Origin of the sequence: Streptomyces tateyamensis (genome assembly GCF_003205575.1) — a bacterium.
Lineage (GTDB): Bacteria > Actinomycetota > Actinomycetes > Streptomycetales > Streptomycetaceae > Kitasatospora > Kitasatospora tateyamensis.
In genome coordinates this window covers 71,772-86,501 of record NZ_PYBW01000081.1, presented here as the reverse complement: position 1 = coordinate 86,501, position 14,730 = coordinate 71,772, and the positions used below count along the sequence as shown (strand labels likewise).

At 72.0% G+C, this 14,730-nt stretch carries 15 protein-coding genes; 8 read left to right on the top strand and 7 right to left on the bottom strand.

The window, feature by feature from the left end:
* Nucleotides 1-342 precede the first annotated feature (342 nt).
* Nucleotides 343-1,935, top strand: a complete 1,593-nt coding sequence (locus tag C7C46_RS21570; protein WP_110671528.1) for a PucR family transcriptional regulator — start codon at nucleotides 343-345, stop codon at nucleotides 1,933-1,935.
* 20 nt (nucleotides 1,936-1,955) lie between these two features.
* Here C7C46_RS21570 and C7C46_RS21565 read toward each other — a convergent pair whose 3' ends face one another.
* Together C7C46_RS21565 and C7C46_RS21560 are read right to left on the bottom strand one after the other, a co-directional pair.
* Nucleotides 1,956-4,172, bottom strand: a complete 2,217-nt coding sequence (locus C7C46_RS21565) for an MMPL family transporter (RefSeq protein WP_110671527.1) — start codon at nucleotides 4,170-4,172, stop codon at nucleotides 1,956-1,958.
* A 139-nt stretch (nucleotides 4,173-4,311) separates the two neighbouring features.
* Nucleotides 4,312-5,442: an alpha/beta hydrolase gene (locus C7C46_RS21560; RefSeq protein WP_110671526.1), complete on the bottom strand. Its 1,131-nt coding sequence runs from the start codon at nucleotides 5,440-5,442 to the stop codon at nucleotides 4,312-4,314.
* Between the two features lie 387 nt (nucleotides 5,443-5,829).
* Here C7C46_RS21560 and C7C46_RS21555 point away from each other — a divergent pair, with 387 nt between their 5' ends.
* The 4 genes from C7C46_RS21555 (at nucleotide 5,830) to C7C46_RS21540 (ending at nucleotide 10,312) form a co-directional block, all read left to right on the top strand.
* Nucleotides 5,830-6,906: an ROK family glucokinase gene (locus tag C7C46_RS21555; protein WP_110671593.1), complete on the top strand. Its 1,077-nt coding sequence runs from the start codon at nucleotides 5,830-5,832 to the stop codon at nucleotides 6,904-6,906.
* Between the two features lie 156 nt (nucleotides 6,907-7,062).
* Nucleotides 7,063-8,733 (top strand): aa3-type cytochrome oxidase subunit I, encoded by a 1,671-nt coding sequence (gene ctaD, locus C7C46_RS21550; protein ID WP_110671525.1) that lies wholly within the window; start codon nucleotides 7,063-7,065, stop codon nucleotides 8,731-8,733.
* Nucleotides 8,730-9,116, top strand: coding sequence for an aa3-type cytochrome oxidase subunit IV (gene ctaF, locus C7C46_RS21545; RefSeq protein ID WP_110671524.1), 387 nt, complete (start codon nucleotides 8,730-8,732; stop codon nucleotides 9,114-9,116). The genes ctaD and ctaF overlap by 4 nt, the downstream gene beginning before the upstream one ends.
* Before the next feature lie 47 nt (nucleotides 9,117-9,163).
* The gene (locus C7C46_RS21540) at nucleotides 9,164-10,312 is read left to right on the top strand and encodes a hypothetical protein (protein WP_110671523.1); all 1,149 of its coding nucleotides are present in this window, start codon (nucleotides 9,164-9,166) and stop codon (nucleotides 10,310-10,312) included.
* Between the two features lie 102 nt (nucleotides 10,313-10,414).
* Here C7C46_RS21540 and C7C46_RS21535 read toward each other — a convergent pair whose 3' ends face one another.
* The 4 genes from C7C46_RS21535 to C7C46_RS21520 are packed head-to-tail and all read right to left on the bottom strand — an operon-like array spanning nucleotide 10,415 to nucleotide 12,932.
* Nucleotides 10,415-11,353 carry a beta-ketoacyl-ACP synthase 3 gene (locus C7C46_RS21535; RefSeq protein ID WP_110671522.1) on the bottom strand — a complete coding sequence of 313 codons (939 nt, stop codon included), beginning with the start codon at nucleotides 11,351-11,353 and terminating at the stop codon, nucleotides 10,415-10,417.
* Nucleotides 11,350-12,003 (bottom strand): TetR/AcrR family transcriptional regulator, encoded by a 654-nt coding sequence (locus C7C46_RS21530; RefSeq protein ID WP_245984673.1) that lies wholly within the window; start codon nucleotides 12,001-12,003, stop codon nucleotides 11,350-11,352. The genes C7C46_RS21535 and C7C46_RS21530 overlap by 4 nt, the downstream gene beginning before the upstream one ends.
* Nucleotides 12,004-12,036: 33 nt before the next feature.
* On the bottom strand, nucleotides 12,037-12,561 hold the full coding sequence (locus C7C46_RS21525) for a flavoprotein (protein WP_110671521.1): 525 nt from the start codon (nucleotides 12,559-12,561) through the stop codon (nucleotides 12,037-12,039).
* On the bottom strand, nucleotides 12,558-12,932 hold the full coding sequence (locus C7C46_RS21520) for a hypothetical protein (RefSeq protein WP_110671520.1): 375 nt from the start codon (nucleotides 12,930-12,932) through the stop codon (nucleotides 12,558-12,560). The genes C7C46_RS21525 and C7C46_RS21520 overlap by 4 nt, the downstream gene beginning before the upstream one ends.
* A 289-nt stretch (nucleotides 12,933-13,221) precedes the next feature.
* Here C7C46_RS21520 and C7C46_RS21515 point away from each other — a divergent pair, with 289 nt between their 5' ends.
* From C7C46_RS21515 to C7C46_RS21505, 3 genes are read left to right on the top strand one after another with little or no spacing between them, the layout of a single operon-like run.
* Entirely contained in the window at nucleotides 13,222-14,034 is an 813-nt protein-coding gene (locus C7C46_RS21515) for a helix-turn-helix domain-containing protein (RefSeq protein ID WP_245984671.1), read from the top strand.
* A complete protein-coding gene (locus C7C46_RS21510) occupies nucleotides 14,031-14,228 on the top strand; it encodes a DUF397 domain-containing protein (RefSeq protein ID WP_110671518.1) in 198 nt (65 codons plus the stop codon). The genes C7C46_RS21515 and C7C46_RS21510 overlap by 4 nt, the downstream gene beginning before the upstream one ends.
* Nucleotides 14,229-14,261: 33 nt before the next feature.
* A complete protein-coding gene (locus C7C46_RS21505) occupies nucleotides 14,262-14,471 on the top strand; it encodes a DUF397 domain-containing protein (RefSeq protein ID WP_110671517.1) in 210 nt (69 codons plus the stop codon).
* 41 nt (nucleotides 14,472-14,512) lie between these two features.
* Here C7C46_RS21505 and C7C46_RS21500 read toward each other — a convergent pair whose 3' ends face one another.
* Nucleotides 14,513-14,701, bottom strand: coding sequence for a hypothetical protein (locus C7C46_RS21500; RefSeq protein WP_110671516.1), 189 nt, complete (start codon nucleotides 14,699-14,701; stop codon nucleotides 14,513-14,515).
* Nucleotides 14,702-14,730 lie beyond the last annotated feature (29 nt).

Here is a 14,730-nt window from a genome sequence, read left to right as displayed (position 1 = left end):
TTTTGCGGACTCGTTGCCGGGGCTTCGCGTCCTGGTCACCGGGGTGGGTCCGGCGGCGTGTGGCCAGTGAACCGCCGTCCGACACCTCGGAGGCAGTCACTGATGGCATGAAGCCCGTACACCAGTGCCACCCGGCATCCTGTACGTTCGTCTAAAGGGCGCGAACGCCCTGCTGAGCGGAGCCCCAGCCGCCCCTTGCGACCGTGATCCGGCCGTGACGACCGGGCAATTGCCCCGTGACCCGGCACCCCGCTGATACGTAACACCGAACCGCCCACCATCGGGCACACTGTCCCCCCGACACCCACCGGTCACCCACCGTTCAGACGAAGGAGTCAGCGGATGCGCGTCCGTGACCTGCTCGCCCCCGGCGCCCCGAGACTGCGCCTGCTCGCCGCCGAGGAGGAGCTCGACCGCCAGGTCAGCGGTGTGATGACGACGGACCTGCACGACCCGGGCCGCTACCTGCACGGCGGCGAGCTGGTGCTCACCGGCATGCTCTGGCGCACCTCGCCGGAGGACTCCGAGCGCTTCGTGCGCACCCTGGCCTCCGGCGGCGCGGTCGCGCTGGCGGCCGGCGAGGCCGAGGTCGGCCCGGTGCCGCAGGACCTGGTGGAGGCCTGCCGGCGGCACCGGATGCCGCTGCTGGCGGTGCCCGACGACATCGCCTTCGCCACCCTGACCGAGTTCATCGGCCGTCAGGTCTCCGCCGACCGGGCCGCCGACCTGGCCGCCCTGGTGGACCGGCACCGGCTGCTGGTCCAGGCGGCCGGCGCCGGCGGCCTGGACGCGGTGCTCGACCTGCTCGGCGGCGACCTGGACCTGGACTGCTGGGTGCTCACCCCCACCGGCCGGGTGATCGCCGGGCCCGCCGACCACCTCGGCGCCGCCGACCGCGACCAGCTGGTCCGGGCCCACCTGGCGGCCCAGCGCCAGCGCCGCCGCCCGCCGCACCGGGCCCGCCTGGTCTCCGGCAACTACTCGCTGCTGCCCGCCGCCGGGCAGCCCGAGCAGGAGGTGCCGCTGGCCGACTGGATGCTCGCGGTGGCCGGCGACGTGACCGAATGGACCGTCAAGCGCCAGCAGCTGGCCGAGAACCTGGCCCGCCTGGTGGCCGCCGAGCGCAGCCGCCGCGACGAGGGCCGCCGACTGCGCCGCCGGCTCGCCGACGAGGTGCTCACCCTGCTGCAGCGCGACGCCGACCCGGCCGAGATCAGCCGCACCCTGTACGCCTCCGCCGCGATGGCCGCCCGCTACGAGGGCGCGGTGCCCACCGAGCAGCAGGGCGAGGCCTCCTGGCTGGTGCTCAGCGCCGAGGGCACCGGGCTGCCGGACGGCACGGTGCGTACCGTGCTGGAGGAGGCGCTGACCGACACCTCGGAGCGGGCGCTGATCGCGGGAGCCGGCAGCGGCGCCGTGGTGGTGCTGCCCGCGCTGGACGCCTCGGTGCCCGCCGACGCGCTGCGCGAGCTGCTGGCCCCGCTGGAGGCCGGCCTGGGCTCGGAGGGGCGGATCACGCTCGGCGTCTCGGCGCCCGCCACCGAGGCCGGCGGGCTGCGCGGCGCGCTGGAGGAGGCCCGGCACGCCCGCCGGATCGCCGCCGCCCGGGTCGGCCGGGTCTGCGTGGCCGGCCCCGAGGAGCTGGCCTCGCACGTGCTGCTGCTGGCCGCCGTCCCCGACGAGGTGCGCCGCGCCTTCCGCGGCCGGCTGCTGGACAAGGTGATCGCCTACGACATCGAGCACCAGGCCGACCTGGTCCGCACCCTGGAGGCCTTCCTGCGCTCGGACGGCTCCTGGACCAGGTGCGCCGCCCAACTGCACGTGCACGTCAACACGCTGCGCTACCGGATCGGCCGGATCGAGGAGCTGACCGGACGCGACCTGTCCCGACTGGAGGACCGGGTGGACTTCTACCTGGCCCTCGAACTGGCCTGACCGGGCCGTCTGAGTAGCCGTCAGTCCGCCTCGCCGCCCTCGGCGTTGATGTGCGGCATGATCCGGTCCAGCCAGCGCGGCGTCCACCAGGCCCGGGCGCCCAGCAGGGTGAGCACGGCCGGCACCAGCAGCAGCCGGACCACGGTGGCGTCGATCAGCACGCTGACCGCCAGCCCCAGGCCCATCATCTTGATCACGATGTTGTCGCTGACCACGAAGGCGGCGAAGACGCTGACCATGATCAGCGCGGCGCAGGTGATCACCCGGGCGGTGATCTCCAGCGCGTGCGCCACGCTCGCCCGGCTGTCCCCGGTTCGGATCCAGGCCTCGTGCACCCGCGAGAGCAGGAAGACCTCGTAGTCCATGCTCAGGCCGAAGACGATGGCGAACATCATCATCGGCACATAGCTCTCGATCGGCACCTTGCCGTGCACCCCCAGCGCCGGGCCCAGCCAGCCCCACTGGAAGGCGGCCACCACCACGCCGTAGGAGGCGCCGATCGACAGCAGGTTGAGCACCGCCGCCTTCAGCGCGACCAGCAGGCCGCGGAAGACCGCGAGGATGATCAGGAAGGCCAGGCCCACCACGACCGCGATGATCAGCGGCAACCGGGCCGCCACGATGTCCAGGAAGTCGACCTGTGCCGCGGTGACCCCGGTGACGTAGCCGTGCGCCGCGGTGCCGGCCACCGCACCGGGCAGCACGTGCTCCTTGAGGTCGTTGACCAGCGAGGTGGTGGCGTGGTCCTGCGGCGCGTTGGTGGAGTAGACCGTGCTGATCAGCACCTGGCCGTCGGAGGTGGTCTGCACCGGGGTGGCGCTGGACAGGTGCGGCACACCGGTCAGCGAAGCGGTCAGCTTGGCGGAAAGCGCGGACCGGTCGCCCTGCGGGACGGCGCTCTGGTCCACCACCACGGTCAGCGGGCCGTTGGAGCCCGGGCCGAAGGCGGCCGACATCAGGTCGAAGGCGCGCCGGTCGGTGAAGCTGGTCGGGTCCGCGCCGTCGCCGATGTGGCCGAGCTGGATCGAGAAGAGCGGGATCGCCAGCACCGCGATCGCCACCACCCCGCCGACCAGGAAGTACCAGGGGCGCCGCTCGACCCGCTGGGCGTAGCGGTGCCAGCCGCCGGTCGCCGCGCCGTCGGCGTCCGCGGGCGTCTCGGCCACCGGCGGGCGCACGTGGTACCGGTCGATCCGCCGTCCGACCAGCCCGAGCATGGCCGGCACCAGGGTGAGCGCGCCGAGCACCGCCGTCACCACGGTGACGGCCGCGGCCAGGCCCAGCTTGGCGATGAAGCCGACCCCGGAGACGGTGAGCCCGGTCAGCGCGATGATCACCGTGCAGCCGGAGACCAGCACCGCCCGGCCGCTGGTGGTGGCGGCCTGGCCGGCGCTGCGTACCGGGTCCAGCCGGTCCACCAGGTTCTGCCGGTGACGGGTGATCAGGAAGAGGGCGTAGTCGATCCCGACCCCGAGGCCGATCATGGTGGCCAGGGTCGGCGAGACGCTGGCGAAGGTGATCGCGGCCGCCAGCAGGCCCAGGCAGCTGAGCCCGGCCAGCACGCTGATCAGTGCCGTGACCAGTGGCAGTCCGGCCGCGATCACACTGCCGAAGCCGATCAGCAGCACCACGATGGCCACCGCGAAGCCGATCGCCTCGCTGGTGCGGTCGTCCGCCACCGGCCGGGCCAGCTCGCCAAGCGCGCCGCCGTACTCGACCTGCACGCCCGCCGCGCGCAGGTCGGCGGTCGCGCCGTCCACCTGCTGCAGGTAGTCGGTGCCCAGCGAGGTGGGGTTGGAGTCGAAGCGGACGGTGATGTACGCCGTGCGGCCGTCGCTGGACAGCGGCCCGGTGGTCGGGCCGGCCGGCGGCTGGGCGCCCTGCGGCACCGGGTTCTGCACCGAGAGCACGTGCGGCAGGGCCTGCAGGTTGCCGACCGTCTGGGCGATCTGGCCCTGCTCGGCGGTCAGCGACTGGGCGGAGTGCAGCACGATCTGCGCAGCGGTCCCGCCGGCCGCCGGGTCGTGCGCCTTGAGCACGGCCAGGCCGCGGCCCGACTGGGTGTCCGGCAGCGAGAAGTCGTCCGAGTAGGTGCCGCCGGCCGCCTGGTTGGCCACCATCACCCCGAGCAGCGCCAGCAGCCAGAGCACGATCACGGTCACCCGGTGCCGGGCGCACCACTCACCCGTGCGGCGCAGCAGGCCGCCCGGCGCTCGGCCGGCTCCTTGCTTGGTCATGTCCGATCGTAGGGGCGGTGATCACGGTCGGCCCGGGGAGCGTCGCCGGTGCGGCGGCCGAGGCCACCCGGGTGGAGCACAACGCGCGGGACCCCGGTCCGCTGTGCGGGCCGGGGTCCGAGGTCCTGCTGACGGGCCGTCAGTGCTGGGCGGGGATGATGCCGCTCAGCCACTTGAACACGTCCGGCAGCATCGGGCGCCACAGCGCCGGGGTGTGCGGGCCGTTGGTCTCCACCACGGTCACCGCGGTGGGCGCCTTGGCGGCGGCGGCCAGCGCCTGGCCGTCCTCGTAGCCGTCGCCCTTGTCACCGCTCTGGTAGAGCGCGGTCTTGGGCGGGGTGGCGGCGTGCTGGAGGATGTACAGCGGGTTGGCGGTCTCCTTGAGCTTCGGGTCCTTCGCGGTCAGCGCGAGGTTCTCGGCGCCCGGGTTGCTGTAGCCGGACAGGCTGATCCCGGCGCGGTAGCGGTCCGGGTGCAGCAGCGCCATCCGGTCGGCGCAGTGCGCGCCGGCCGAGTAGCCCGCCACCGCCCAGCGGTCCGGCGACGGGTCGGCGCGGAAGTTGTCCAGCACCATCTGCGGCACGTCCCGGGAGAGCCAGGTGTCCGCGTTGACCTTGCCCGGCACGTCGGCGCAGCCGGTGTCGACCGTGGTGCTGATCAGCTGGGTGCGCGGCGAGACCAGGATGAACGGAGTCACCTGGCCGCTCGCCATCAGCGGCTTGAGCTGGTCGGAGACCTTCAGCGAGCCGAACCAGGTCTTGGAGGAGCCGGGGAAGCCCGGGAAGAGCTCGACCACCGGGAACTTCTTGTCCTTGTACGCCGGGTCGTTGTACTGCGGCGGCAGCCAGACGTTGACCTCGCCGTCCACCCCGGACAGCTGGCCCTTGAGGTCGGTGGTCTGCACGTCGCTCGGCACCAGCGGATCGTCCACCGGCTTGAACTTCTGCACCCCCTTGGCGGGGGCCGGCTTGCCGTCGTTGCCCGGCTTGCCGGCATCGGCGGCCGCGGCCGGCGGGCTGGAGACCGAGCGGACGTGGCTGTCCGAGCCGAGCAGGTCGTCCCAGTTGCCGTAGATCAGGTTCGCGTTGTTGACCATGACGAAGACCATGGTCACCGCGGTGGCCTGGCAGAACAGCAGCATCGCCAGCCGGGCCGCTGCCTGCAGCGGCTTGGGGCCCTTCACCCGGCCCCACAGCAGCAGCGCTACCGCGATGGAGACCGGGACCAGGATGATCGTGAGGATCAGGAAGGGCTGGCCTGTCAGTTGCATCTGTTTCTCGTTCGTCCCGCGTCGCCGTCCGCCCGGACCCCGCTCGGGCCGGTGCGCTGCCTACATGACTGTGTTGCCTGGGGCCGTGCTGCCCACATGCCTGCGTTGCCTACCTGCCTGTGTCGGTGACACGGCCGTGTCGCCTACACGACTACGGGGACGACATGAACGCGTGATCGGTTTCCACGGAGATCTCCGGAAACCTGAGAGGAAGATCACGTGTTCATGAGAATCCCCGGTGTGAGCGCCCCCTAGTCTGTCACCTGACCGGACGTACCGGGCACACCCACTCGGCCAACACTCAGGATCCCGGCAGCGAAACCGCAGCCCCGGCGGCGTATCGTCGCGCCTGTGACGCAGTCCACCGGCCGCAGCGGCCAGCCCGTCCTGCCCGCCCTGCTCGGCCGCTCCGGGCGCGGTGACCGGTTCGCCGCCGACCGCCGCCGCTCGCTGCCCGCCGGCGTGCTGCGGCTGCCGACCATCGGCATCGACATCGGCGGCACCAAGGTGATCGCCGGAGTGGTCAACGGCGAGGGGAAGATCGTCGAGCAACTGCGCACCGACACCCCCGACAAGAGCAAGAGCCCCAAGGTGGTCGAGGACACCATCGTGGAGCTGGTGCTGGAGCTGGCCGACCGGCACGACGTGCACGCGGTCGGCATCGGCGCGGCCGGCTGGGTGGACTCCGACCGCTCCCGGGTGCTCTTCGCCCCGCACCTGAACTGGCGCGACGAGCCGCTGCGCGAGGCGCTCACCGACCGGCTGAAGTTCCCGGTGGTGGTGGAGAACGACGCCAACGCGGCGGCCTGGGCCGAGTGGCGGTTCGGCGCCGGGCGAGGCGAGGACCTGCTGGCGATGATCACGCTCGGCACCGGGATCGGCGGTGCCGTGGTGCGCCAGGGCCGGGTGGACCGGGGCCGGTACGGCCTGGCGGGCGAGTTCGGCCACATGCAGGTGGTGCCCGGCGGTCACCGCTGCCCGTGCGGGAACCGGGGCTGCTGGGAGCAGTACTCCTCGGGCAACGCGCTGGTCCGCGAGGCCCGCGAGCTGGCCGCCGCCGAGTCACTGGTGGCCGAGCCGCTGCTGGCCCGGGCCGGCGGCGAGGTGGCGGCGATCACCGGACCGCTGGTCACCGAGGCGGCCAGGGACGGCGACCCGATGGCGGTCGAGCTGCTGCACGACATCGGCACCTGGCTGGGCGTGGGCCTGGCCAACCTGGCCGCCGCGCTGGACCCGGGCCGGTTCGTGGTCGGCGGCGGCGTCTCGGCGGCCGGCGAGCTGCTGCTCGGCCCGGCCAAGGACGCCTACCGGCGCACCCTGACCGGGCGGGGCTTCCGGCCCGAGGCGCAGATCGTGCCGGCCGCGCTGGGCAACGAGGCGGGGCTGATCGGGGCGGCCGACCTGGCGCGGGCGGTGGCCCGGCGGTTCCGCACCGTCAAGCGGTCCCGGGTCGAGCGGGCCTGAGGCGAGCTCAGCTGAGCCGGTATCGGGGGCCGAGGCGGGCCCGGCCCAGGCCCGGGGTGGGCTGAGCGGGGCCTCGGGCGAGCGCGCCTGAGCGGTACTCGTGCCGTTCGGTGATTGCATGGTCACCGAACGTTCCCGGGGCCCTCAGGAGGTCGGATGACGCAGCTCGCCGAGCCGGCGGCGGACCCGACCGCGGTCCGGCTGCGCCGGGGCAACCGGGTGCTGGAGTGGCTGACCACCACCGACCACAAGGTGATCGGCAACCTCTACCTGGCCACCGCCTTCGGCTTCTTCCTGTTCGCCGGAATCCTGGCGCTGCTGATGCGGGCCGAGCTGGCCCGCCCGGGCCTGCAGCTGTTCACCAACGAGCAGTACAACCAGCTGTTCACCATCCACGGCACCCTGATGCTGCTGCTCTTCGCCACCCCGACCTTCGCCGGCTTCGCCAACGCGGTGATGCCGCTGCAGATCGGCTCCCCGGACGTCGCCTTCCCGCGGCTGAACGCCTTCACCTACTGGGTCTTCCTGTTCGGCGGCCTGCTGGTGGTCTCCGGCTTCTTCACCACCAACGGCGCCGCCGCCTTCGGCTGGTTCGCCTACGCGCCGCTGAACGGCCCCGTGCGCAGCCCCGGCTCCGGGGGCGACCTGTGGGCCATGGGCCTGGTGGTGGCCGGCCTGAGCACGATCCTGGGCGCGGTCAACTTCATCACCACCATCATCTGCCTGCGGGCCCCGGGCATGACGCTCTTCCGGATGCCGATCTTCACCTGGAACGTGCTCTTCACCTCGGTGCTGGCCCTGCTCGCCTTCCCGGTGCTGACCGCCGCCCTGCTCGCCCTGGAGGCCGACCGCCGGCTCGGCTCGCACGTCTTCGACCCCGCCAACGGCGGCGCGCTGCTCTGGCAGCACCTGTTCTGGTTCTTCGGCCATCCGGAGGTGTACATCGTGGCGCTGCCGTTCTTCGGCATCGTCAGCGAGATCCTGCCGGTCTTCAGCCGCAAGCCGATCTTCGGCTACAGCGGCCTGATCGGCGCCACCATCGCGATCACCGCGCTCTCCGCGGTGGTCTGGGCGCACCACATGTTCGTCACCGGACAGGTGCTGCTGCCGTTCTTCTCCCTCACCTCGCTGCTGATCGCGGTGCCCACCGGGGTGAAGTTCTTCAACTGGGTGGGCACCATGATCGGCGGCTCGCTCTCCTTCGAGTCCCCGATGCTCTTCTCGATCGGGTTCCTGACCACCTTCCTGTTCGGCGGCCTGACCGGGGTGCTGCTGGCCGCGCCGCCGCTGGACTTCCACGTCTCGGACAGCTACTTCGTGGTGGCCCACCTGCACTACGTGCTGTTCGGCACGGTGGTCTTCGCCACCTTCGCCGGCTTCTACTTCTGGTGGCCCAAGATGACCGGGCGGCTGCTCGACGAGCGGCTCGCCAAGGTGCACTTCTGGCTGCTCTTCCCGGCCTTCCAGACCACCTTCCTGGTGCAGCACTGGCTGGGGGCCGAGGGCATGCCGCGCCGCTACGCCGACTACCTGGTCTCGGACGGGTTCAGCACGCTGAACGCCGTCTCCTCGGTCGGTGCCGCGGTGCTGGGGCTGTCCACCCTGCCGTTCCTGTTCAACGTCTGGCGCACCGCCAAGTACGCGCCCAGGGTGACCGAGGACGACCCGTGGGGCTTCGGGCGGTCGCTGGAGTGGGCGACCTCCTGCCCGCCGCCGCGGCACAACTTCCACGCCATGCCGCGGATCCGGTCCGAGAGCCCCGCCTTCGACCTGCACCACCCGGCGCACAGCCGGGCCGTCCTGGAGCCGCAGGAGGAGCGCTCGTGAAGGCCGAGGCCTGGCTGTTCACCGGGGTGGCGGGGTTCTTCGCAGTCACCGCCACCGTCTACGGCGTGTTCGCCCACGAACCGGCCGGGAAGGCGGCGCTGGTGGTCGCCTTCCTGATGTCCGCGCTGGTCGCCGTCTTCTGCTGGGCGCAGCACGTCAAACGCGGCCCGCGACCCGCTGACGACCCGTCGGCCGACATCGCATCAGGTACCGGCCCGCTGGACTTCTTCGCGCCGGCCAGCAGCTACCCCCTGCTGACGGCCGCCGGGGCGGCGGTGCTGGCGCTGGGCGTCGTGTACGGGCTCTGGCTGGCGCTGATCGGCTTCGGGGTGCTCGCGCCGGGGGTGGCGGGGTTCGTCTTCCAGTACGCGCGACGGGGTTAGCCCCGGGCCATTGCCCAATGCGGCGCCGACCAGCATGATCTTCACTCGTGACACACTTCCTGCCGATCCTCGGCGTCATTCTCGTCATCCTGATACGCAATACCCGCAGCGGCGGCACCGGGATCTACCGCCCGAAGCGTGCGCCCAGGGCCTTCAAGCCGGCGCCGGCCTCGTTCGACGCCGCGGCCTACGGGCTGGCGCCCCGTGAGGCCCTGGACCCGACCCGGTCCGGCCCGCCGGCCACCGACCGCGCGTGCCGCCAGTCGCAGGCCGTCGCGGACGCCGCCTGGGCGGGCGACTGGCGCGCCGCCGCCGCGCACCTCGAGGCGGCCCACGGGGACTGGGACGAGCACTGGTCGCGGTTCGAGCTGCTGCGGTCGATCGCCCGCCGGGACGACGGGTGGCTGACCGCCTGGCGCGAGGCGGTGCCCAGCAGCTGTGACGCGGCCGCGCTGGCGGCCGACCTGATGGTGCACCAGGCCTGGGCGATCCGGGGCAGCGGCTACGCCCACGAGGTGCCGGCCGCGAACATGGCGAAGTTCCGCGCCCTGCTGCCGGCGGCGATCGAGGCGGCGCAGCGGGCAGCCCACCTGGACCCCCGCAACCCGGCACCCTGGGTGGTCATGGTGACGGCCGCGCGCGGCGCGCAGTACCGGCCGGACCGCTTCCAGCCGCTCTGGGACGGCCTGGTGGCCCGGGCCCCGCACCACTACGAGGGCCACTGGCAGGGCATGCAGTACTGGTGCGCCAAGTGGTTCGGCTCGGACGCGAAGATGCTGGGCTTCGCCGAAAGGGCGATGGACGGCGCGCCGGCGGGCAGCCCGCTCGCGGGGATCTACCTGCACGCGCTGACCGAGCTGGAGAAGAGGCGCACCGCGCTGCCGTCCGGTGGCGCGGCGAAGAAGCGGCTGCTGGCCGTCGCGGACGCCCTGGCGCTGGTCCCGGCGGAGGAGGAGAACCTCCCAACGCTGCGGCACCTGCTGGCGCGCTACCTCCTACAGGCCGGCCTGTACGAGGCGGCGCTGCAGCAGTTCCGGCTGATCGGGCCGTGGTGCGGCACCCCGGTCTGGTCCGAGCAGGGCGACCCGGTCGAGGTGTTCCACGCGGCCCGGGCGGTGGCGGTGGCCAAGTCGAAGGCCAAGCCGCTGCCGCCGGAGCTGCGGGAGAAGCACAAGGACGTGGCGCTGCACCTCTGACACCGTGCCACCGCCGGGGTCGGCTCACCGCCGGGGCCGGCTGCGGGGTGGGCCGCCGGGGTCGGCCGCGGGGTCGACCCCGGCGAGCGGTGGCCGGGGTGCTCAGGGGCAGCGGATGACCTGGCCCGCGTAGGACAGGCCGCCGCCGAAGGCGAAGAGCAGCACCGGCGAGCCGGGGGCGATCTCGCCGCGCTCGATCAGCTTGGACAGCGCCAGCGGGATGCTGGCGGCCGAGGTGTTGCCCGACTCCACCACGTCGTGCGCGACCACCGCGTTGACCGCGCCGATCTTGCGGGCCAGCGGCTCGATGATCCGCAGGTTGGCCTGGTGCAGGATGACGCCGCCCAGCTCCTCCGGCTGGACCCCGGCCCGCTCCAGCACCTGGCGGGCCACCTTGGGCAGCGCGGTGGTGGTCCAGCGGTACACGCTCTGGCCCTCCTGGGCGAAGGTGTTGCTCGGCGCCTCGATCCGCACCGCGTCGCCCATCTCCGGCACCGAGCCCCAGACCACCGGGCTGATCTCCGGCTCCTCGGCGGCCACCACGACCGCCGCTCCCGCCCCGTCGGCCACCAGGACGCAGGTGCGCCGGTCGGTCCAGTCGGTGAAGTCGCTCAGGCGCTCGACCCCGATCACCAACGCCTTGGTCGCCGAGCCCGCCTTGATCGTGGCGTCCGCGAGCGCGAGCGCGTGCGGGAAGCCGGAGCAGGCCGTGTTGACGTCGATCGCGGCCGGCGAGGGCGCGCCGATCGCGGCGGCCACCCGGGCGGCCATGTTGGGCGAGCGGTCGACGGCGGTGCAGGTGGCGAGGATCACCAGGTCGATGTCGGCCCCGCTCAGGCCGGCGGTGGCCAGCGCCTTCGTGGCGGCCTGCGCGGCCATGTAGGGGACGGTCTCGTGCTCGTCGGCGATGTGCCGGGTCTTGATCCCGACCCGGCTCTGGATCCACTCGTCGCTGGTGTCGACCAGCTCGGCGAGGTCGGCGTTGGTGACCACCTTGGCCGGCTGGTAGTGGCCGAAGGACAGGACGCGGGAGCCGGTCATGGGATGGTGCCTCCAGGTTCAGGGGTGAGGTGGGCCGCCAGCACCGTCTCGACGAGCTGGTCGAGGCGCTGGTCGAGGTGCTGGTCGAGGTGCTGGTCGAGGCGCTGGGATCCGGTGCCGCCGAGGACGAGTTGCAGGCTGCCCCAGGTCCACAGCTGCGCGATGCCGTGCATGGCCGACCACAGCGCGGCGGCGGTGGCGGGAGCCTCCGTGACCCCGCAGCGCTGCACCAGGCGCACCAGCTGCTCGAAGAGCGGCAGCGTGGACTCGCGCAAGGGCGTCAGCCCCGAGGCCAGTTGGCCGCCGCCGAGCAGGTCGTGCCGGAACATCAGCTCGAACATCCCGCGGCACTCCAGCGCGTAGCCCACGTAGACCCGGGCGTAGGCGGCGAGTTGGGCGCGGGGATCGTCGGTCGTGGTCGTGGTCGTGGTCGTGGCCTGGGCTGTGGCGAAGCGGCGCCCGAGCTCCTGGTACCCGCGCTCGGCGATCGCCGACAGCAGCGCGTGGTGGGTGGGGAAGTAGCGCCTGGGCGCACCGTGCGAGACCCCGGCCCGGCGGGCGATCTCCCGCAGGCCGACCGGTCCGTGGGCGAGCACGAGTTCGACACCGACATCGACCAGGCGTTCGCGCAGCGGGGGTTGCTCGGGCACGGGACGTGTCTACCAGCGGGTAGTAGACAGTGTCTACCCTTGCCCGAATGCCGGACTCGGGCGCAACAGGTCCAGCACAGCGGTCCAGTTGTAGTCGCCCGGCGCGCTGCCCGGAACGAAGTCGCCGAACCGCACCCCCATGGCCGTCAGCCGCGCCACGCTGGAGGCGTAGGCCGGGTGCGCCGCCTGGGCCGCGTTCAGGCACGGCTGCACGGCCACCGGGATGCCCAGCCCGTACGCCTCGGTGAGGATGCCCAGGGCGAGGGTGTCGGCGTGGCCGTCGGCCCACTTGTTGAGGGTGTTGAAGGTGGCGGGCGCCACGGCGATGGCGTCGGCGGGCGGCAGCGGCGCCGGAGCGCTGGGGGTGCGCCAGGCAGAACGGATCGGATAGCCGGTCTGCTGCTCGATGGCCGCTTGGTCGATGAACGCGAGCGCATTGGGCGTCGCGACCACCCCGACCCGCCACCCCTGCCGCTGGGCCGCCCCGATCAGCTCACCCACCCCGCCGGCTATCCCGGAGGCGCACACGACGACGTAGAGGAACGGCTGGCTGGTCATCGCACGATGGTAGGGCCTGGGCAGTCGGCGACGGCATGCGCGGCCGCCAGGTGACGGCGCCACAGCACCCGGACGTCGGACCACGCGGAGGTGCGGGCCTGGGCCACCCGGAGTTCGGCGTGGAAGTCGGCGCAGGTGGCGCAGCCGGGGGCCGGGGTGGGGGAGGGCAACTCGGCCCCGGGGAGGGCGGCGAGCGCCGCGGACTGCTGACAGCGCCCGCACCGGCACGGCTCCTCGAACAGCGTGGTGCGGGGGGCTTCGTAGGGCTGGCCGGCGGCCACTTCGGTGCTGCTCAGCTCGGTGCGCTCGCCGCCGGGGGCGATGCGGTAGACGCGCAGGGTCATCTGGCTCTGGCTCTGGCTCTGGGTCATGGGGATATGTCACCTTTGCTGGTGGATGGGGTAGTTGGACCACCGGCGTGGACGGGGCTCGCGTGGAGATGGCGCGCCCCGCGTGGCGGGCGCGCTCCCGGCTCCACCCGGCTGGGTGGACCGATGTTCCGGGAAGGTGATGACGGGGGTTGACGGATGCCGCATAGTCGGTGGCGTCGCTCCGCTGGGTAGTCGAGTCACTACCGGGAGCACATCTACTCTCCGCTTGGAGGAGAGAGCCTTCAACGTGTCAGGGGAGAACGGAGAACGGTCCTTGAATCGCTTGGAGTTGAACCCCGAGACCTCGCCGCGCCACACCTTCGGTGCCGAACTCCGCAAGCTGCGGGAGGGCTTGGGCCTGACGCAGGAGGAGATGGGGCGTCAGCTCTCGTACTCGGGCACGCACGTGTCAGCGGTGGAGACCGGCCGCAAGCCGCCTACTCCCCGTTTTGCGCGAAGAGTTGACCAGGTGTACGAGACAGGCAGCAAGTTCGTAGACCTGTTCTGGGACATCCGCCGGACCTCGCTCTTGCACGGGTTCGCGGACTACCTGGCGCAGGAGGAACGGGCGGTGGAGCTGCGGGTGTTCGAGCTGGGGATCATTCCTGGACTGCTGCAGACACCGGAGTATGCGAGGGCGATCACAGACGGAGCCGTTCGACGGGGCAGTATCACCGAGGATCAGGCACGGGAGCGTTTGACGGTGCTCGCGGAGCGGCAAGCCAGGCTCTCGGAGGATCCGGCGCCATTCGTTCATGCGGTGCTGGATGAGAGTTGCCTGCGCCGGATGGTCGGCGGCCAAAATGTGATGACGGCGCAGTTGGATCGCTTGATCGCGTTCGCCGAGCTCCCTTACACGGTCCTTCAGGTAGCTCCGTACGAGATGGGAGAGGCCCGCAGCCTGGATCTGCCCGTCTACCTGCTGACTCAGCGAAATGGCACGGTCCTCAGCTATGCAGAGTCTGCTCAGCGTGGCCAGGTGGAGCGTGATCCCGACGCGGTGCGACCGCTGCTGACGGCCTATCATCAGCTACAAGTGGAGGCGTTGTCGCAGGGCGCATCCGTGGCGCTGATCAGCAAGGTACGAAAGGAACTTCAGTGACCGAGCCCGCTTGGTTCAAGTCGAGTTACAGCAGCAACGGCGGCGCATGTATTGAGGTGGCTGCCAACCTGCCTGGCATAGTTCCGGTGCGTGACAGCAAGGACCCGCAGGGTCCGGCTCTCGCGTTGACTGTCGATGCGTGGTCGGAGTTCGTGGCGCGTGTGCGGGCGGGGGAGTTCACCGCAGGGGTGTGAGGTTTCGCGCCTGGGGTGGGTAGGAATCGGGACATGACCGATCCCGCTTGGTTCAAGTCGAGTTACAGCAGCAACGGCGGCGAGTGCGTCGAGGTGGCCGTCAATCTCTCTGCCCTGGTCCCGCTCCGGGACAGTAAAGACCCGGACGGGCCCGCCCTCACTGTGACTGCCGGTGCCTGGGCTGCCTTCCTCGCGGAGCTGCGCTCGGGGAAGTTGACCGGGGCGTCGGCCGCCCGTCCGTAGCCATGACGGGCGCGCGCAGCCGTGGAAGGGAAGCCCAACCTTCAGGACACCTCGGACCGCGTCGCAGAGCCGGACGAACGCCGCCGGGCCGGCCGGGCGCCGGAGGCGGCCACCGACGCGGAGCCGAGGACCAGGAAGCTGCTGGCCGCATAGAACAGCGCCGGGGCGGCGCTGAAGGTCCGCACTTTGCTCTTCAGCGCCTTGTAGTACCCGGGCTCGGTGAGGTCCACTCTGGCGCTGTGCGGCGGGTGAGCGGTCC